This is a genomic window from Anatilimnocola aggregata (assembly GCF_007747655.1).
Classification (GTDB): Bacteria; Planctomycetota; Planctomycetia; order Pirellulales; family Pirellulaceae; genus Anatilimnocola; species Anatilimnocola aggregata.
On sequence record NZ_CP036274.1, the window covers coordinates 7,435,486 to 7,453,734 of the forward strand.

At 57.4% G+C, this 18,249-nt stretch carries 14 protein-coding genes; 9 read left to right on the top strand and 5 right to left on the bottom strand.

Features of this window, described 5'->3' with window-relative positions; genetic code table 11:
• Nucleotides 1-158: 158 nt before the first annotated feature.
• Nucleotides 159-3,929 (bottom strand): AsmA family protein, encoded by a 3,771-nt coding sequence (locus tag ETAA8_RS28205; protein WP_145096730.1) that lies wholly within the window; start codon nt 3,927-3,929, stop codon nt 159-161.
• Between the two features lie 202 nt (nt 3,930-4,131).
• Here ETAA8_RS28205 and ETAA8_RS28210 point away from each other — a divergent pair, with 202 nt between their 5' ends.
• The 4 genes from ETAA8_RS28210 to ETAA8_RS28225 all read left to right on the top strand — a co-directional run bounded on the left by ETAA8_RS28210 (nt 4,132) and on the right by ETAA8_RS28225 (nt 8,361).
• Entirely contained in the window at nt 4,132-4,617 is a 486-nt protein-coding gene (locus ETAA8_RS28210; RefSeq protein WP_145096733.1) for a low affinity iron permease family protein, read from the top strand.
• A gap of 271 nt (nt 4,618-4,888) precedes the next feature.
• Nucleotides 4,889-6,040, top strand: coding sequence for an acyl-CoA desaturase (locus tag ETAA8_RS28215; RefSeq protein WP_238397590.1), 1,152 nt, complete (start codon nt 4,889-4,891; stop codon nt 6,038-6,040).
• 100 nt (nt 6,041-6,140) lie between these two features.
• A complete protein-coding gene (locus ETAA8_RS28220; RefSeq protein ID WP_145096736.1) occupies nt 6,141-7,364 on the top strand; it encodes a sulfatase-like hydrolase/transferase in 1,224 nt (407 codons plus the stop codon).
• A 148-nt stretch (nt 7,365-7,512) separates the two neighbouring features.
• Nucleotides 7,513-8,361, top strand: a complete 849-nt coding sequence (locus ETAA8_RS28225; RefSeq protein WP_145096739.1) for a ParA family protein — start codon at nt 7,513-7,515, stop codon at nt 8,359-8,361.
• 124 nt (nt 8,362-8,485) lie between these two features.
• Here ETAA8_RS28225 and ETAA8_RS28230 read toward each other — a convergent pair whose 3' ends face one another.
• Nucleotides 8,486-8,740 carry a hypothetical protein gene (locus ETAA8_RS28230; RefSeq protein ID WP_145096741.1) on the bottom strand — a complete coding sequence of 85 codons (255 nt, stop codon included), beginning with the start codon at nt 8,738-8,740 and terminating at the stop codon, nt 8,486-8,488.
• Nucleotides 8,741-9,061: 321 nt separating this feature from the next.
• Here ETAA8_RS28230 and ETAA8_RS28235 point away from each other — a divergent pair, with 321 nt between their 5' ends.
• From ETAA8_RS28235 to ETAA8_RS28245, 3 genes are all read left to right on the top strand, one after another.
• A complete protein-coding gene (locus tag ETAA8_RS28235; protein WP_145096745.1) occupies nt 9,062-9,754 on the top strand; it encodes an RNA polymerase sigma factor in 693 nt (230 codons plus the stop codon).
• A gap of 68 nt (nt 9,755-9,822) precedes the next feature.
• Entirely contained in the window at nt 9,823-10,629 is an 807-nt protein-coding gene (locus tag ETAA8_RS28240) for a hypothetical protein (RefSeq protein WP_145096748.1), read from the top strand.
• Nucleotides 10,630-10,791: 162 nt separating this feature from the next.
• Nucleotides 10,792-11,289: a hypothetical protein gene (locus ETAA8_RS28245; protein WP_145096751.1), complete on the top strand. Its 498-nt coding sequence runs from the start codon at nt 10,792-10,794 to the stop codon at nt 11,287-11,289.
• A gap of 42 nt (nt 11,290-11,331) precedes the next feature.
• Here ETAA8_RS28245 and ETAA8_RS28250 read toward each other — a convergent pair whose 3' ends face one another.
• From ETAA8_RS28250 to ETAA8_RS28260, 3 genes are all read right to left on the bottom strand, one after another.
• Nucleotides 11,332-12,330 (bottom strand): methyltransferase, encoded by a 999-nt coding sequence (locus tag ETAA8_RS28250; RefSeq protein WP_145096754.1) that lies wholly within the window; start codon nt 12,328-12,330, stop codon nt 11,332-11,334.
• Nucleotides 12,331-12,407: 77 nt separating this feature from the next.
• Nucleotides 12,408-13,463 (bottom strand): agmatine deiminase family protein, encoded by a 1,056-nt coding sequence (locus tag ETAA8_RS28255; RefSeq protein ID WP_145096757.1) that lies wholly within the window; start codon nt 13,461-13,463, stop codon nt 12,408-12,410.
• Nucleotides 13,453-14,295, bottom strand: a complete 843-nt coding sequence (locus ETAA8_RS28260) for a carbon-nitrogen hydrolase (protein WP_391484826.1) — start codon at nt 14,293-14,295, stop codon at nt 13,453-13,455. The genes ETAA8_RS28255 and ETAA8_RS28260 overlap by 11 nt, the downstream gene beginning before the upstream one ends.
• A 265-nt stretch (nt 14,296-14,560) precedes the next feature.
• Here ETAA8_RS28260 and ETAA8_RS28265 point away from each other — a divergent pair, with 265 nt between their 5' ends.
• Both ETAA8_RS28265 and ETAA8_RS28270 read left to right on the top strand, forming a co-directional pair.
• Complete coding sequence (locus ETAA8_RS28265) at nt 14,561-16,690, top strand: DUF1559 family PulG-like putative transporter (RefSeq protein ID WP_145096761.1); 2,130 nt, start codon at nt 14,561-14,563, stop codon at nt 16,688-16,690.
• A gap of 156 nt (nt 16,691-16,846) precedes the next feature.
• Nucleotides 16,847-18,187 (top strand): PhoH family protein, encoded by a 1,341-nt coding sequence (locus ETAA8_RS28270; RefSeq protein WP_145096764.1) that lies wholly within the window; start codon nt 16,847-16,849, stop codon nt 18,185-18,187.
• The last annotated feature ends 62 nt before the right edge of the window (nt 18,188-18,249 follow it).

The window sequence follows — 18,249 nt, forward strand, 5'->3', positions numbered from 1 at the left end:
GCTGTTTCCGGCATCCGCAAATTCACCGCAAGTCGGTGCTGCTGAATCACTTCTCGCGAAGACCGAAAACATACCCCTGTTGATAAATTCCACGAACTGCCCGGCTCGCTATCGAGGGGCAGCGGCTGGGCGACAGCTGCAAACCGGCTGCGTGCCAGTTACTTCTTGAAGATGTTGCGGAACTGATCGAGCGGGTTGACCGCTGGAGCGGGAGTTGTACCAGGGGCAACTGGTGTGGTGCCTGGGGCTGCAGCGCCGGGATTGAAGCCGGGGAGGAACTTGTTGATTGCTTCGCCGGCTTTGTCTTGGAAGATGCCGGTTGCTGCGCGGCCGGCGAGGTCTTTCGTCAAGTTCGCAATGACGCGCAGGTCGGGCGATGGTGCCGCGAGAGTGCCACGAATGGGAATCTGCAGCGATTGTCCCTTCAGCCCGGCGAGTGCCGAATTCTGTTTCAACCAACTGTCTTGAATGGGGACATCGGCCACAATTTCCATCGTCTGATCGAGTCCGACGCTGCCGCGGGTCGTGATCGTGACGTTACTCACATTCATCTTTAGCCCATGATGATGCACGCGGCCGTCGATCAGTTCGAACTTCACTTGTTGTTCGGGCATGGTGAGAACGCCACGCGTGGGCGAGTTGGCGGTTTCCGTGAGCGCGGCTCCCGCAGCGCCGGGAAACAGATTGGCAATGCCCGCATAGTTCCCTTCAGCAATGTCTTTCAACTGCTTGGCCAGGTTGATGTATTGCTGCGATAGCGGACCGGGGCCCACTTCGGCCGTGTGAATGGTCATCACGCCGCCGATGCTGCTCTGCATGGTCTGGGTGAGCGGTACCTTCGCGCCATCAAGATCGATCGAGAACTTTCCTTCCGCGCGAGTAACGCCGGCGAGCATCGGGGCCACGAACTTCATCCAGCCGTCGCACAACTCGGGAGAGATGCGCAGGTTTTGAATCACCGGCCCCTTGTCCATTTCCAATACCGGCGTGCTGCTGGTTAGATTCAAGCGCGGAGCACCGAGAACTTTACCTTCGTTCACGGTGAGGTCGAGCGGGCCGACGAAGACAATGCTTTTTTCCAGCTTCGCTGGAATTGCCCCCTGGCCCATATCCAGCCCCATGTAGCGGGCGGTCTTCCAGCCGATTTCGACCTGCGCGCCAAGTTCAGAACTCACCAGGCCGCCATCACCGGCCGATCCAATCAGCGGGCCACGAATAGCGAACGGGCGGGTCTCTTGGCCCGTGAGTTCAGGAGTTAAGAGCGGCGATGCCTTTGTTGTCGTGTTATTTGCGCCGGGGATGTAACCGTACTGGGCAGCTTCGCGAGTGAGGACAGCCCAGTCGTAGGCAATATTGCCCTTGATATCGGCCACGCAGTTTTTGGTCAGTTGGTTGATCGTACCATCGGCATTGAAGCTGGCTGCCGATGACTGCAACTGCGCTGTCGTCAGGACGAGCACATCGGTGGCCGGATCGTAGCTGGCTTGAGCCCCGACCTTTACCAATTGCTCGGTGCGCCGAACCACGAACGGCCCAGCCGTCGAACCCGAGACGAGTGTTGCAGGCCGAGCGCCCGCGACCGGTGCATCCGGCGTGGCATAGGTGAGATTCTTGATATCGTTCGACCAGACTGCTTCGACCTTGCCATTTCTAAGTGCGGCTTCGAGGCGACCCTCGAGCATGCCGGTCACTTGATAGGTGGGTGGCTCGGCAGAGGGTATCCAGGTCATCAGCCGGGCAAGATCGCCGCGGTAATCGACCACACCTTGCACGGTGGGTGTACCGCCGCTGAGAACGGCTTTCACATTTTCCGCACGCAGCGCGACGGCCGAACTGGCGAGAGTAGTCGAGGTGCTGGTGAATGTCAGATTTTGCTGATCCCAAGTGCCGCTCGTTTCGAGTACGACCTGCGGCTCGGACATCGCCAGACCAGGCCCCGAGAGAGACAACTTGCTGAGCACCAGCTTGCCGGTTTGCAGCTCGGCAGTTTGGAGAGAGAACGTTCCCGCGCCTTGCAGATCAATTCCGCCGGCCGTTCGCCAACCAGCAAGGGGAACGAAAGCTTGTACGCGAGGTTGCCAGGTGGCGAGATCCCCCTTGAGTTTGAATTGCAGCGGCCAGGCAGTGGCCATGCTCGGTTCCGTAACTGGTTTGGTCAGGTTTGCGTCGAGTTGATCGGCCGACGACAGCACGCTGAGCGTCGCACTCGAAATCTCTTCGAGCGAAGTGCCCGAAATACGGCCGCCCACTTGCAATCCGACTTGCAGGTTCTCTTCTCGCCACGGCACCACGCCCGGCGCTTCGAGCGCGAACTGTTGCACCGAAGTAGCGGCAGTTGCCTGCCATTGTTCCCCTTGGGTCTGTTGCCAATTGAGTTTGGCAGACAGGTTGCCTGCGAGGCGAGTATCGCCAAAATCGACGAATTGATCGAGCTCGGCGACCAGGCGATTCAGATCGGCGCTGGCGGTGATTTCACCTTTGGCAAGTGCGCCAGAGCCGTTGAGTTCGAAGAAGCTGGCCTTGCCGACGAGTTGCTCGATGGTGATGCCCGCAGCTGACTGCCGCGCAGTTCCTTCGAGCTTGAGTGGTTCATCCCAGCGGACTTGGCGACCGGCAGCTTCGGCGACGAGGTTATCGGTTTGCACCAGAACCTGCCAAATTCGGCCAGTCGGTTCGTTGCGACTGGCAAGGCCCAGGTTGACGCGGCCACTGGTGATGCGAGTATCGTTTTTCAGATGGAGCGTGGCCGGTAATTGGGCAGCGATCGCAGCTAGATCGAGTTGACCCTGCAATTGAAGTTGCGAATCGCCGGCGATCGCGCCGCCAGCAGTCGCGGCCTTCAGTTCGTCGACGACAGCTTGGCCGCTGCCGGCAATTTGCAGCAGGCTAGTGCGGATATCGAGACCAAGGACCGTTAGCTTGCCCCCGGCAAATTGCATCTGTCCCTGACCGGACTGAATGCTGACTAAAGGACGATCGGTGCTCAGATAAGTGGCCGAAGCAACTTGCAAGTTCGGCGCGCTGAGTTGCTTAAGGTTCAACTGATGATCTTGAGCGTCGCTGGCAAAATCGTATTGCAGATCGGTCGATAGCGCCCCAGCTGCCTGTATATCAACTCCCGCGCGGCGCAGAGCACCTTGAGAGATATCGAGCGCGAGGCTATTGGCTTTGAGGAGTACTTTGCCCGAACCGAGTCCCGCTGCGGTGGGTTGCCAGGCGAACTCAGCCTGCAAATCACCGGTTGCGACCGCGACGGGAAGTTGACCAGCGGGCTGAATGCCTGCCGAGAGCTTTCCGGTGCGGGGAAGATTTGCATCGGCGGGCCAATCGACATCGGCGTTGATGCCGGCGACGAGCCACTGTTTGCCGGCGATTTGATCATCTAACGTTACTTCGCCACGCAGTAGTTCCAGTTGAAATTGAATCGGCTGCCCAGGACCGGTGGGTTCCCCTTCGCTCTTGGGAAGGAGCTTCAAGAAGTCCTCCCAATTGCTTCCATCGGCCCGCAGCACGACACTCGCCTTGGGATCAAGCACGCGAAACTTGCCCAGTTGATTGCTATTGAGCGCCAGTGCATACAAGGGCTTCACGCTGGCCACCTCGGCCACTTGCGCGAGGACGCTTCCCTTGTCGTCTTTAAGGATCAGGCCTTTGATGCGGATATCGGAGAGCCAGCCAAGCGATAGCGAATCGATGTGAATGCGGTCTTTGAGTTCCGGCGCGGCGAAGCCTAGGCCCGCTTTCCAAACCGCGGGCTGCGAGATAATCGCCGGCAGAAAGAAGACGAGCACGCCCAATAGCAGTAGCATCACAACGAGGCGACTGATGAACCAGCCTAGTCGCGAGGGGCGAACTCGTTCGCTTCGGTCTGAGGTGGTCGAAACTTCATCATCCAGGTCTTCGGGCGGGGCAACTTTGGTTTTGGCCATGGGGCGGCGCTCACTCACTGCACGAGGGATCCATCCATTCGACGGGCGGATTGTAGCGGCCAGACGCTGTTTCGCCCTAGATCGACTTCAGCTGGCAACAATGACGAAGTGGTCAGGATTCAGGGGCAGTCTTCGACAGGCGCGCAACGTGCTTGCATGAGGGGCGGCTGCAACGACCTGACAGCAGAGAGTAGAGGAGACGATGAAACGAGAGTCTTGGATTGGGCAGTTTGCTCGCTGGGCGACCGATTGGACGGGTAGCACGACAGCGTTTTTAATGGCGCTTGGCGTCATCGCAATCTGGCTCCTAACGGGTCCCATCTTCAACTATAACGACACCTGGCAACTGGTCATTAACACCAGTACCACGATCATTACCTTTTTGATGGTCTTTCTGATTCAGCGCTCGCAGAACAAGGATTCGCGCGCGATTCACCTGAAATTGAACGAACTGGTGGCCGCGGTGCACGGTGCCAGCAACCGTTTGCTCAACGTCGAAGATCTCTCCGAGGAGGAGCTGAAGTTGCTTCACAGCCACTATTGCCACTTGGTGAAGTTGGCAAAAAAGGATGGGAGCCTTACCGTCTCCCATTCGGTCGAAGAAGCCGAAGACCGACACGAGCTGAAAAGATCTCAAACTCTATCGGCAAAAACAGACCGACATCGCTCGCGGGGCAAATCTGGCTGACTTTTTTCGCACTATGCCCCAATCCCAATCACGGGTAAATTCCCGCAGATAAGGCATCACGGCTACGGTCGGGGGCAGTGGAAGGCTCTTCCCAAGTCCTTTGAAGGCCTTGTCTTAGCCCAAACGAGGGGATGACTCGCGAGCGCTTACAAAGGTTTTACGCATGTGAACCGCTCGCAAAACTCAACTCTGGTCGATGACCATTACAATTCTGCTGTAGAGACGATCCGGCACACTTCGTGTGGGAAAGTCGAAAATCGGAAATGACCCAGTGGCTGCTGCAAACAGCGCCGCGCATTACAAGGGAACGACCGTGTCTGTTGGCACCAAGTCCTCTGTCCAAAAGCTCAAAGCCCGCCGAGCGAAGAACGATAAGAAAAAAGCGGCCCATCTGGCCGAACCTAAGCATCCTAAGTCGCACGTCACGGCAGAAACGCATGCCGCCAAGCTGGAGTCGCTTCTGAGCGATGGCCAACACGCCGGCAAAGTGAACCAAAGCGAAACGAACAAAGCGGCCGACGAGCGGACCGCAATCAACTACGCGTCAATTATCTGGATTGTGCTGTTGCACGTGGGTGCGTTGGCTGCCCCTTTCTACTTTACGTGGGAAGGTCTCGGCCTGATGCTGTTCATGCATTGGGTAACCGGCTGCGTCGGCGTCACGCTGGGCTTCCATCGCTTACTTACACACAGCAGCTTTCAAACGTGGAAACCAGTTCGCTACTTCCTCGCAACCGTCGGCGGATTCGCTGGCGAAGGGGACGTTATCGAATGGGTGGCCAATCACCGTCAGCATCATGCTCACAGCGATCAAGAACACGATCCGCACTCGCCTCGCGATGGTTCGTGGTGGAGCCACATGTGGTGGTTGTGTTGGACCTTCCCGTCCGAAGCTCAAGTTCGCCATCACAAGCGTTGGGCTCCCGACCTAGTAAAAGACCGGGGCATGGTTTGGGTTGGACGGATGTTCCTCCCTTCGCAGTTCATTCTCGGTGGTCTATTTATGGCTGCCGGTTATGGCGTGGGCCTGCTGACCAAAACCGATCCTTGGTTCATGGCCACGTCGTTTGTCGTCTGGGGTGTGTTTGTTCGCATGGTTGCCGTGCTGCACACCACTTGGTTTGTAAACTCGGCCAGCCACATTTGGGGCTATCGCAACTACGAAACAACCGACGACAGCAAGAATAACTGGTGGGTTGCCATCATCGCTTACGGCGAAGGCTGGCATAACAATCACCACGCCTGGCCGCGGATGGCTCCGCACGGTCACCGCTGGTGGGAATTCGATGTCACTTTCCGCATCATTCGCCTGATGCAGTGGACGGGCCTCGCCTGGAACGTGGTCGACTACAAGCGTAAGAGCGAAAAAGTCGATCTGAAGGCAGCCCCCGCCGATGGCAAAGTTGATAAAGTAACGGTATAGCCGTCCCTGATTCGACAGTCTGAAATCTCGAACGGCCCGCAGCTAAAACTTGCGGGCTGTTCTATTTCTTGATCCGGAAACTGCCGGATACGATTGATCCATGCCACAACCGCGCAGCGTCATTGTCCTGGTTATCGACCGTTTGGGAGCCGGCTTTCTCGGCCCCTATGGCAACACCTGGTTGGAAACGCCAGCTTTCAATCAGCTCGCCAGCAAGTCGCTCCTCTGCGAACAGATGATCGGCAGTTCGCCTGACCTAGCGACCATCTACCGTGACTACTGGTTGGGTGCTGACGCGTGCGGACAAACGAAATCTCTCCCAGCCATAGCCAAAGCAGCCGGCTGTAGTGCGATCCTGCTAACGGACGACGAAGAAGTTCAACGATTGGCGGGCTCGGCCGACTTTGACGAGTGTCATTTCATCAGCACCTCGAGGGACAACTCGCAGTTTCAACAGCCTGTTGACGATCCGGCGGCCAGTGCCTTCGCTGCCGTCATGGAGCTAGCACGCGAACTGCTGCGAACTCGCCCGCAGCCTTGTTTCCTATGGATTCATGCTCGGGCAATGAATGGCCTGTGGGATGCGCCCGTGGAACTCCGCCAGCAGTTTGGCGATGAAGACGATCCAGCACCAGCCGAAATTGTTCAGCCTCCAGAAGAACAAGCAGCCAAAGGTGAGCAAGATCCCGATTATCTACTTAGTCTTGCGCATGCTTATGCGGGGCAAGTCTCAATGGTCGACATCTGCCTGCAATCGCTGCTGGAAGCGGTCGACGAATTGCCGAATACGGAGGAGTGTATTTTCGCCGTGACTTCCCCGCGTGGCTACCCGCTCGGAGAACATGGACGTATCGGTCCCTGCGACAACGCGCTCTTCGGCGAATTGCTGCAAGTGCCGTGTCTAATTCGCCTGCCCGACGGCGAGGGCGCACTTCTGCGGCTGCAAGAGCTCACCCAACCCGGCGATTTGCTGCCGACCATTGCCGAAGGCGCAGGTTGGCTGGAGCCGACCGATACCAAACCAATAAACGAATGCCTGCAGCGCAGTTTGCTACGACTCGTACGCGGTGAGCCCGGTTCGTCGCGACAGTTAATCCAAGCCTCAGCTCCCAAGCAAAAGCTGATTCGCACTCCAGCCTGGCAATTGCGCGTGACCACCACCGAGGCGGGTGAGCAGTACGAGTTATTCACCAAGCCCGACGACCGCTGGGAGGCCAATGACGTCGCCAACCGTTGCGGCGACATCGTTGCAGCACTAATCGACCATGCAGCGAATCCCCTGCAGTCCGAACTCGCGACGGAACTAACTTCGCCGTGGCGGTAGAATTCGAGTTTTGGAAGTTCATTCTGCCTTCTACCTTCGCACTTCTGCATTCCCACCGCTAGCACCGTCATTTTCCATCTGGCTTCAAACGGCACTCGTCCCTAAACTCCGCCGGCCGATTTCTCGATTGCTGGCAAGGAGTGCCGCCATGCGCATGATCGCTGTGATGAATCAAAAGGGAGGCGTGGGAAAAACCACGTCGGCCGTCAACCTGAGTGCCGCGCTGGCTGAAGCAGGCAAACGCGTCTGCGTGATCGATCTCGATCCGCAAGCCCATGCATCGTTGCACCTAGGAGTGTCGCTCCGCGATGGGCAACAGTCTGTTTACGACGTGCTGACCGGCGATGCCATGCTCCCCGATGTCCGCATGCAAATAGATAAAAGCCTCTGGCTGATCCCTGCCCATCTCGATTTGGCAGCTGCTGAAGTCGAACTGGCCAGCGAGGTGGGGCGCGAGGTCATCTTGCGCGACAAGCTCGTGCAAGACGACATGCAGTTCGACTACATCATCGTCGATTGCCCGCCGTCTCTCGGCGTCCTCACAATCAACGCACTGACGATGGTTCGCGAAGTCTTTCTGCCACTGCAGCCTCATTTCCTAGCGCTGCATGGACTGTCGAAATTGCTCCGTACGATCGGCATCGTCAGCAAGCGGCTGAATCGTGGCCTGCGATTGAGCGGCGTGCTGTTTTGCATGTATGACTCGGGAACTCGCCTGGCGGCAGAAGTCACCAGCGATGTTACTGCCTACTTTGAAGGCGAAAAAACTGCGGACAGCATCGCGACCGGCGCGAAGACGTTCGAGACGCGCATTCGCCGCAACATTCGCCTTGCGGAAGCCCCCAGCTTCGGGCAATCGATCTTTCAGTACTCGCCCCATTCACCGGGCGCTGAAGACTACCGTTCGCTCGCGGGCGAAGTGCTGAGGATGAACTTCGAAGAAGCGCCCACAACACTCAAACTGACGACGCACGCCGCTGCACGCCGCGCAGCATGACCTAGCTCACTCGAAGCTGCAAGAAATAGAACCAGGGGCGAAGCAAGAAGCTTCGCCCCTGGTTCGTTGAGTATCACGATTCGATCACAGTCTGCGGTGACTGCGATCAACTAACTGAAGGAAACTATTCCTTCTTCTCTTCTGGCGCTGGGGCAGCGGGAGCCTCAGGAGCAGGAGCTGGTGTGGCTTCTGGCGCTGGGGCAGGAGTGCCTTCCGGAGCAGGAGGAGTCGTGTCGCCAGTGGTCGGAGGTGCTTCGACAGGAGCTTCGGGAGTCACGGCGGGGGTTTCGACTTTGGGTGCTTCAGCAGGCTTTGGTTCGCAACCAACAGTCGACAGACCCAGACCAGCGATCACGAGCAGAGCAAACAACTTCTTCATGATTTCTCTTCCTCACACGGAAATGGACAAAAACCGTTTAACGATCAGCAGGACGACCCTGCTTGAGTTGCCAAAATACAAGTCGACAACATTACGAGACCGTCACTGGGCAGCGTATTCCCGGAATCTTCCAAAAAGTGGAAAAACACCGGCGAACCGCTTTCGCGGCGCGCAAAGCTACCCATGTTGGGAACTTAGGTCGCTGCTGGGCGGCTGATTGGTCCCTTCAGCCGATTTTCTCGCCAATAATGCGGGCAGGAGGAGCGAATTTCGGGAATAATCAGGCGCTAGAACGGTTCTTCACTCAAAGCGAGGCGATCAATGGCGGATCAGCCCCGGCCGGGCACGACGCAATCACCAGTAACTCCTGCGGACCTTTTGTCCGCCCAGGGAGTTACTTCGTCGACCCAGCCAGCTGAATTGTCACTCGCAGACTTGATTCGCGATCATGCGGCTCCGTTGTATCGGTATGCCTTTCGGTTAACTGGCCAGGCCAGCGACGCGGAAGATCTGGTGCAGCAGACGTTTCTGATCGCACAACAAAAATTGCATCAGATACGAGCAGCAGAGCGTGCTGCGGGCTGGCTGTTTGCTGTTTTGCGAAGTTGTTTTTTGCGGTCGCGGCGGAAGAAGATTCCCCTCACCAGCGAGGATCAGTTTCCGCTCGACAATGTGGCAGCGCAACCGGCCGGCGAAGCCGACGACAGTTGGCTCGACCGCGAAACGCTGCAAGCAGCACTCGCGGAAATGCCCGACGAGTTCAAGCTGGTCGTGCTGATGTTTTATTTCGAAGACTTGACGTATAAGGAAATTGCCGCCCAGCTAGAAGTTCCGATCGGCACTGTTATGAGCCGGCTTTCCCGAGGCAAAGCCCATTTGCGCCGGCGCCTAGCTCCCGAGACTGCGCCCGAACCTCTAGCTGAACGCAGCGACAGTACAAAAAATGACAAACTGGCCGGTGACATAACCAGCCGCACCAGTTCTCAATGGAGTATTCCCTCAGCCAAGAGTTAACCCTCGCAGCTGAGGCTGTAATGGATTGCTAACCCGAGTCGATTGCCGAGCAAAGTGATTGATCCTGCATGGAAACGAAACCAAACTGGCGCGAATTGCTCGATGCTTGCCGCATCGATCAGAACGACCCTCAGCGGCCCGAATTGGCTGCCGAGTTGGCTCCTCTCGCGCGCGAACTACCAACTCAGCCCGACTTGGTCGAGGCTTTAAATCGCTCGCAACAGTTCGACCGCAACGTTCGATCGGCGCTCGAGGACGTCCCAATTCCAGCCAGTCTTGCAGAACGTTTGCTCGCCGGTTGTGACGCTCACATGGTTGCGCCCGCAGATGCTCCAACGGTTCCGACAGCCCCCGAGCCGGTTTTCACATCCACAGCTTGGTCGCGGCGCAAGGCGTTGACCGTGCTGGCGACAGCAGCCAGTCTGCTTGTGCTGTTGCTCGGAGGAATTGGCACCGCCCTTCGGCTCAACAAACCCCAGCACGTTACCAATGACGAATTGGCGCTTCGCGCTACGCAGTGGTTCAATCACTGCGGGCCCGCCGCCAAGTGGCTGCCAGGCTCGCAGGCTCCGCTCAAGCAATTTCCACTCGACCGGGCAATTGTAGTTAGGCCGAGTCGCTGGGCCCAAATCGATCCGCAAACGGTAGCCTACGAACTCGTCTTGCCGCGAACCGGACAGCGCGCGTTGCTGTTCGTCCACCATAATTCATTGCCTCATCCGCAACTGCGGACTTACCCTTCGACTCGCCTCAATTCATCCGGCGGGATCATGCTTGGTGCCTGGCGTAGGGGGGAAGTGATCTATGTGCTGTCAGTCGTCGAAAATGGCGATCAACGGCTCGACGACTTCATCAAATCGGTGCCACAGGCCTAATGCTTAGCCGTCATGTTTAGCTGACCGTTAAAGTTTGACACGACTTTGCGGGGCGTGCGCGTTGTATTGGTTTTTTCGGGCAAAGCAGGACGATGCCTTGCCTATGCACGGGCCATTCTTGTCGGAAGCCCGGCCAGCCAATCCGCAGCAAGGATGCCTGCAATGAAGCTTTTCGCCGCCAGCGTTTGCCTATTCACCATCAGCTTGTCGGCTGTTGCCTCCGCTCAAGAAGGCCCGCTCGGATTCGACCGGCCATTGCCGCCGCCGATGCCCGCCGCTGTACTGCAACCGGTACTGCAAACCATTCCCCAACAGGTTCGCCCCGGTGATCAGTCCGAAGACCAAGTGACGCTTCCTGGCGTTTCGTCCTCGCAGATGACGCCCGAAATGTACCTGTACTTGCACGAACTCAAGCGGCACGATGACCCCAAACAGGCCGTTCGCCGCAAGGCCGAACTGAAGACCGCTCAACGGATGCAACGTCTCGCGGCCCAGAAGTGGTTCGGCGTTTCGAACGCTCGCCCCATGGCCTCGGCCCAGCCCTTCATGGACCTCTACTCGCCCCGCTGGATCGGCAACAGTTACAACGCCATGGATTGGGCAGCCGTTCAAGGTGGCCCAACTGTATTGCGAATCGAAACACAGAACGTGCAGCGGTAAGCAATGGCGACTCGGCAAGCCCCTCACCTTCCCGAGTAAAAGCTACGCCGGCACAGCTTCCAAAATATCGAGTTCGCCGGCGGTATGCACGACGCGCTGGAGCTTGAGGCCGGCGGCGGCGAACAGTTCGCGATATTCGCTTTCGGTTCGCTCTTTCCCTTCGGGGATGACAAGCATCGTCAGGTCGAGCCACTTCACGAAACCGGGCTCGTTGCCTGTGGGAACCACGCTTTCCACGACCAGTACCTTGCCATTCGGGCCGATGGCCGCGCGGCAGTTCTTCAGAATCGTAATGCACTTGGCATCGTCCCAGTCGTGAATGATGTGCCGCATCATGATCGCGTCGGCGGTGACATTCACCTGTTCGAAGAAGCTGCCGCTCACCAGTTCGCAGCGAGCAAGCACACCGGCGGCCGAGAGATTGGGCTTTGCACGCTCGACGACGTGAGGCAAGTCAAACAACACGCCTTTCAGTTTGGGATTACGTTGCAAAATGGTGGCGATCGTCGAGCCGTTTCCGCCGCCGACATCGCACAAAGTGCCGAACTGCGAAAAGTCATACGCGTCGGCCATGAGCGCCGTCTCTTTGCCGTGGATGCTGGTCATCGCGGCATCGAAGACCGCGGCCTGCTCGGGATGCTTGCCCAGGTAATCGAAGACTCCTTCGCCGTAGACCTTTCGAAAACTCCCCTGCCCCGTTTGAATGCTGTAGAGCAATTCGCCCCAGGCAGAAAAATGCTCTTCGCCCATCATCACAGCCATTGCCCACTGCGAATCCTCGGCATTCTTTCGCAGCGGGTCGGCCAGTGGCGAAAGGGCGAACTTTCCATCGGCCTGTTGCGTGAAGACACCCACGCTGGAAAGAGCCCGGAGCATGCGAAACAGCGCACCTTCGTCGGTGCTAGTTGCTTTCGCCAGCTCGGCAACACTTTTGGGTCCGCTCGCTAACTTGTCGGCCAGTTCTAACTTCGCCGCGACATAGATGGCCTGCGAAGTCCAATAACCGGTGATCATCTGCTTTAGAGCGAGGACGTTGTTCATAGCAGGTCAAATCGATGGTAGCTGAATTCGCCAGAATTCAGTCGTCTCGAGTATTTCCTGAATTCTGGCGAATTCAGCTACAAATGAGCCAACGGCTCTTGTTGGCTGAGGCAATGGAACGAGCCCAAGCCCCAGACTAGATCAAGCGATGGGCTGCCGACGACCTGGTGCTTGGGCATCAAATCTTGCAAGATGCCGATGGCCGTCGCATCGGCGGGGTCGCCAAACTGAGGCACGATTACGGCGTCGTTCACAATCAGGAAGTTTCCGTAACCGGCCGGCAGACGTTGATCGTCAACGAACAAGGGCTTCGGTAGCGGCAGCCTCACGACTTCGAAAGGCCGTCCTTCCAGGTCGGTGAGATTCTGCAACTCAACGAGATTCTGCTGAGTAGGGCCGTAGTTATCGTCGGTGGGATCGTCGCAGACGCAGACGACGATCGTGCGCGGATTGATAAAGCGCGCGATCTGGTCGATGTGCCCGTCGGTATCGTCGCCCGCCATCTCACCGCCGGTGAGCCAGAGGACTTTCTTAATCGCCAAATAGTCGGCGAGGTACCTTTCCACTTGCTCGCGGGACAAGTGTGGATTGCGATTGGGATTCAGCAGGCACGATTCAGTCGTTATCAGCAGCCCCTCGCCATTTCCTTCGATCGCGCCACCTTCGAGGATGATGCCCGGAGTAAACACTTTTCGTCCCTGCAACTTGCCAATGATCTTCGGCACCAGGTTGTCTTTGTCGAAGGGCGGATACTTGCCGCCCCAAGCGTTGTATTCCCAGTCGACCAGCGCGGGCTGAGTTCCCTTAGGCCCGCTGAGGAAAATAGGCCCGTGGTCGCGACACCAGGCATCGTTGGTGGCGATATCGTGAATCGTCACGTTTGGCAGATCACCGACCAGCGACTTCGCCTGCGCGAGAATCTCGCTTCCGCCCGCCAGGATGTTCACGGGCTCGTAGCGGGCGATGGTCCGGACGAATTGCGCAAACTCCGCAGGGACTGGCTCGAACTTGTCGGGCCAGGTTGCGGGATTGCGCGGCCAACTGAGCCAGACCGAAGCCTGGCGTTCCCATTCAGCGGGCCAGCGATAGCCGAGAGAGGCAGGAGTCTGTGCAGGAGCAGTTTCAGCGGGCATCGTCTATGTACCGTTTTGTCAAATCGCCGTAAGCGTCAATGCGTCGATCGCGCAGAAATGGCCAATGCGTGCGGACAACATCGATCAAACCCAAGTCGCAAGGGACGATCAGCGTTTCTTCCCCTTCGTGCTTAGCCTTCGCCAGCAAATTACCGTTGGGATCGCTGACGAATGAACCGCCCCAGAATTGCAGGGCGCCTTCGAGGCCGACACGATTCGGGGCGGCGACGAAGACGCCATTCGCAATCGCGTGGCTGCGCATCATGGTTTCCCAAGCACTGTGCTGGCTGGCACCGAAGACTTCTTTCTCTTCCGGCAGCCAACCGATGGCCGTGGGATAGAACATGATCTCTGCGCCGCTCAGGGCCGTGAGGCGAGCTGCTTCCGGATACCACTGGTCCCAACACACGCAGACGCCGACCTTGCCGAACTTGGTCTGAAAGCTGCGGAAACCAAGATCGCCGGGCGTGAAGTAGAACTTCTCGTAAAAGAGCGGATCGTCTGGGATGTGCATCTTGCGATAAAGGCCAAGTTGCGTGCCGTCCGCATCGAAGATGACCGCCGTGTTGTGATAAAGTCCCGGCGCACGACGCTCGAAGAGCGAGCCGACAATCACCACGCCATGCTGCTTGGCAGCTACTTGGAGTGCATTGCTGGTGGGCCCGGGAATGGACTCAGCCTGGTCGAACTTGGCGTGGTCTTCGCTCTGGCAGAAGTAGTGCCCGGCAAACAGCTCTTGCAGGCAGATGACATTCGCCCCCTTGGCCGCGGCGTCGGCAATCTTCGCCAGCGCTTTTTCGACGTTCGGTTCTTTTGCCTCAGTGCAAGTCATCTGCACAACGGCAACATTCACAACCCGCGAGTTTTTGTATTGATAGGTCATCGCACCGGAGGGTGAAAATGAAGGGAGAAGGCGAAAGCGTGGCATTATACGCAATCGTGTGCGGCCTGTGACGGGCCAGCCTGACCGCGGCCAACCAGACGGCTATTTTTCTTCGCAGAAAGTTCATCGATTCTTCACGCTGAGGCGGGAAAGTGAGTCGGCTCGTAGGTGGACAGTTCGTACTATTGTTTTTGTCAGTCGACCGAGGTTGAACATGAATCGCAGTTGGTGCCTGTTGTGGGGTGTGGTGCTGGCGATTTCGCTCCTCGGCTGTGGCGAAAGCAAGCTGGAAAGAATGAAGCGGCTCGCCGGCGTTGGAAATCCAGATGATCCGCCTGGAGACCCCGCGTTGGTGGCTGCCACACCACCGAAAGAGATCGAGCCGGCGAAGCCTGAAGCTGCCCCACCACCAGTAGCTCCACCCGCACCAGCAACGACCGTTGCTCCGCCGTCCACAGTCGTTACCACAGTTCCTGCCAGTGTTACTCCCGCAGCCAATGAACAACTGCCGCAGCCGACAGTTGCTGTCCAGCGCCCACCAGCCGTCAGCACGCTCACCCAACCGGAACGACGCGAGCGAACCATCAAGAATCTTGCAGCAATTGCAGCCGCGCTGGAGAGCTACATGCAATACTCCAACTCAGTTCCAGCACCGGCGTTCTGCGACGAAAACACCCAGGCTCCGCTACTAAGTTGGCGTGTCGCGATACTTAAGGAACTCGGGCATGCTGAACTTTATCGTCAGTTTCACCTGGCTGAATCGTGGGATAGTCCACACAACTTGAAATTGCTGCAGCAGATTCCACCGGAGTATCAATCGCCCGACCGCCTCGATGAAAAGACCAACTATCTATTTCCCATCGGCACGTCGGTGGCGATGGCTCCCAACTCTAATCGCCCTTTCACGCAGTTCAATGATGGTCTGCAGAATACGCTGTTGGTCGTCGAAGTCGACGATGCCCACGCAGTACCGTGGACCAAGCCGGCCGATCTACCTGTAAATCTCGATGTGCCGCAAACGGGGCTAGGTTCGCTGCGCGAAGACGGATTCTTTGCGATTCTGGCAAATGCGACCGTGCGACGAGTGCCTAAAGAAACCACCGCGGAACAAGTTCGCGCTCTACTGACTTTCGCTGGCGGCGATGGACCCAAGGCTAACGAAATTGTGAAGGACGTCATCACGGTCGCTGGTGGACCGGTGGCCGGAGCCCCAGCCAATCCAAATGCCAACATTCCAGTAGCGGTCGTCGGCACATCGTTAACTAGCCCAGATTCAAACGCAACTGCACCAGAAAGCACTAATCCTCTGCCCCCGATGGCTGCAGCTGCCAAAGTCGACCTGCCAGCAATTACAGCGTTATTAGTTACCAGCAGCAACCAGCGAATCGGCGTCCTTCCCATTCCACACGAGGCCGACTTGAAACTGGCACGCGACTCGTTGCGCGAAGTCTATGCACCTGACTATGCCAGAGCTCGCACACCGCAAGACCGGCAGAAACTAGCCGTTCAACTGCTGGCCGACGCTGCCACGCTCACCCGACCGGCTGAACAATACGAATGCATGCGGATTTCACGCGATTTGGCAATTCAGATTGGCGACTACGCGACTGCGCAAAAATCTCTCCAGGCGCTAGAAAAGACGTTCGACATCAATGTCCTCGCCTTGCGAGCGAAGACGCTTGCCGACTTACAACAACCGGCAGGTCGGTCAGGACAGCTAGGTGCGCTGCAAGGAGAAGCGCAGAGCCTGGTGATTGCCGGCATTCAGCAAAACCAATTCGACGTCGCCAACACCGCGCTCGATGTGATGGTTGCCTGCTACCGTGCCCAGCAGAACAAGCAGGCACTCAATAGCACTGAATTTTTGCGGCAATACATAGAAGCCGCCAAGATCGCCTACGAAGAAGTTCCCGGCGCACTAAGCACGCTCGCGCAGCAGCCGACCGATCCCCAGGCCTGCGACACTATCGGCAAGTATCTGTGCCTGGTTCGCTGCCGCTGGGATTTAGGTTTGCCACTATTGCTGCAAAGTGAAGATATCCGGCTGAAGTTTGTCGCTACGATTGACTTGGAACCCAACAAGACCCCGAAAACGCTCGTGCAATTGGGCGACAGTTATTGGCAACTGGCTGACGAATTCAAGACTTCACAACGGGCCGCAATGCAAGTCCGGGCGTACTCTTGCTATCAACAAGCGATGCCGCATTTCACGTCCGGCATCGAGCGAATCAAGCTGCAAAAGCGGATCGCCGAATTGGAGAACGGCATTGGGCGAGAAACAATTGAAAGAATGCTGGCCGCGGACCCCGCCTTCGTCAAATCCATGCCCCCGGCGAATGACTAAGAGCGACCTCACAAGGCCCGCTGAGGATTGGCAAGCAGTCAGTCACTATCAGCACCGCCACTTTCCTGGCCCCATCCGTCCTTGTCAGCTTGGCGGGAATCGGGCAGACTGAGGTGCGTTCTCAGGAGGCACTTCTCGCCATGCACGGAGCGCAGAATGACTGAATCAGCGGCCCTCACGCCCAAGCTGTTTGTTCTCGATACGAACGTCATCCTTCACGACAGCGGCTGCATTCAGAACTTCGAAGAAAACGATATCGCCATCCCGATTACGGTGCTCGAAGAACTCGATCACTTCAAACGAGGGAATGAAGCGATCAACTTTCAAGCCCGCGATTTTTTGCGGCGTATCGACGAACTGACTGGCGATCTACTCTCTGCTAACGGCATTAGTCTCGGCCCTGGTCTCGGTTCGATTCGTGTCGTGCTCGGCGGCGAAATCGAGCCGCGCGTCAAAGCCGCCTTCGCCGCCGATACGCCCGACCATCGCATTCTCAACTGCGCGTTGGTGATGCAAAAACGCGAAGCCAAGCGCCGCGTGGTGCTGGTAACCAAAGACACCAACCTGCGGATGAAGGCCAAGGGACTCGGGTTGCCGGCGCAGGATTATACAACCGACAAGGTCGAGAGCTTCGATAAGCTCTACACAGGCAAACGCGTGATTGAAGACGCGCCCGGCGACGCGATTTCAATGTTTTACAGCGAGGGTGGGCTCGTTCCTGTTGAGAGGATTCCGTCGATCGTGAATCCGTTGCCCAACGAGAACTTCATTTTGCGCAACGGCAGCAAGAGCGTACTGTGCACGTTTCGTCATGCAGACAAGATGCTGGTGCGGGTCGAAAAATCGATGACGTACGGTATTTCTCCCCGTAATGCTGAGCAGTCGTTCGCACTCAAGATGCTGACCGACGACAGCATCAAGCTGGTCACGCTCGCGGGTACCGCGGGAACAGGCAAGACGTTGCTCGCCCTGGCCGCAGCACTGGAATGCCGTCAGAAGTATCGCCAGATCCTGCTCGCCCGGCCGGTGGTGCCACTCAGCAATCGCGACCTGGGGTTTTTGCCCGGCGATATCAGCGCCAAGCTCGATCCGTACATGCAACCGCTGTATGACAACCTTACCGTGATCCGACATCAGTTTGGCGATCACGATGTGGCCGCCCAACGCATCAACGAAATGAGGGAAAGCGAAAAGCTGCTCATCACGCCGCTGGCATATATTCGCGGCCGCAGCTTGCAGCGGATTTTCTTCATCATTGACGAAGCGCAAAACCTGACGCCACACGAAGTAAAAACGATTATTACCCGTGCGGGCGAAGGGACAAAAATCGTCCTGACCGGCGACATCAAACAAATCGATCAGCCCTACCTCGACGCTCTCTCCAATGGCCTGAGCTATCTCATCCATCGCATGATGGGGCAGCCCATTTACGGCCACATCACACTGGAAAAAGGCGAACGCTCAGCACTGGCCGACCTCGCCAGCGAACTGCTGTAAGCTCTCGAACGCGTTCATCCAGCGCCGGTAATTGCAGAATTTTCCGGTGGATTTTAGTTGGC

Excerpts from the sequence above, each read along its gene's own strand:
- ETAA8_RS28205 (WP_145096730.1), bottom strand. The coding sequence starts at position 3,929 with ATGGCCAAAACCAAAGTTGCCCCGCCCGAAGACCTGGATGATGAAGTT.
- ETAA8_RS28210 (WP_145096733.1), top strand. The coding sequence starts at position 4,132 with ATGAAACGAGAGTCTTGGATTGGGCAGTTTGCTCGCTGGGCGACCGAT.
- ETAA8_RS28220 (WP_145096736.1), top strand. The coding sequence starts at position 6,141 with ATGCCACAACCGCGCAGCGTCATTGTCCTGGTTATCGACCGTTTGGGA.
- ETAA8_RS28225 (WP_145096739.1), top strand. The coding sequence starts at position 7,513 with ATGCGCATGATCGCTGTGATGAATCAAAAGGGAGGCGTGGGAAAAACC.
- ETAA8_RS28230 (WP_145096741.1), bottom strand. The coding sequence starts at position 8,740 with ATGAAGAAGTTGTTTGCTCTGCTCGTGATCGCTGGTCTGGGTCTGTCG.
- ETAA8_RS28235 (WP_145096745.1), top strand. The coding sequence starts at position 9,062 with ATGGCGGATCAGCCCCGGCCGGGCACGACGCAATCACCAGTAACTCCT.
- ETAA8_RS28240 (WP_145096748.1), top strand. The coding sequence starts at position 9,823 with ATGGAAACGAAACCAAACTGGCGCGAATTGCTCGATGCTTGCCGCATC.
- ETAA8_RS28245 (WP_145096751.1), top strand. The coding sequence starts at position 10,792 with ATGAAGCTTTTCGCCGCCAGCGTTTGCCTATTCACCATCAGCTTGTCG.
- ETAA8_RS28250 (WP_145096754.1), bottom strand. The coding sequence starts at position 12,330 with ATGAACAACGTCCTCGCTCTAAAGCAGATGATCACCGGTTATTGGACT.
- ETAA8_RS28255 (WP_145096757.1), bottom strand. The coding sequence starts at position 13,463 with ATGCCCGCTGAAACTGCTCCTGCACAGACTCCTGCCTCTCTCGGCTAT.
- ETAA8_RS28260 (WP_391484826.1), bottom strand. The coding sequence starts at position 14,295 with ATGACTTGCACTGAGGCAAAAGAACCGAACGTCGAAAAAGCGCTGGCG.
- ETAA8_RS28265 (WP_145096761.1), top strand. The coding sequence starts at position 14,561 with ATGAATCGCAGTTGGTGCCTGTTGTGGGGTGTGGTGCTGGCGATTTCG.
- ETAA8_RS28270 (WP_145096764.1), top strand. The coding sequence starts at position 16,847 with ATGACTGAATCAGCGGCCCTCACGCCCAAGCTGTTTGTTCTCGATACG.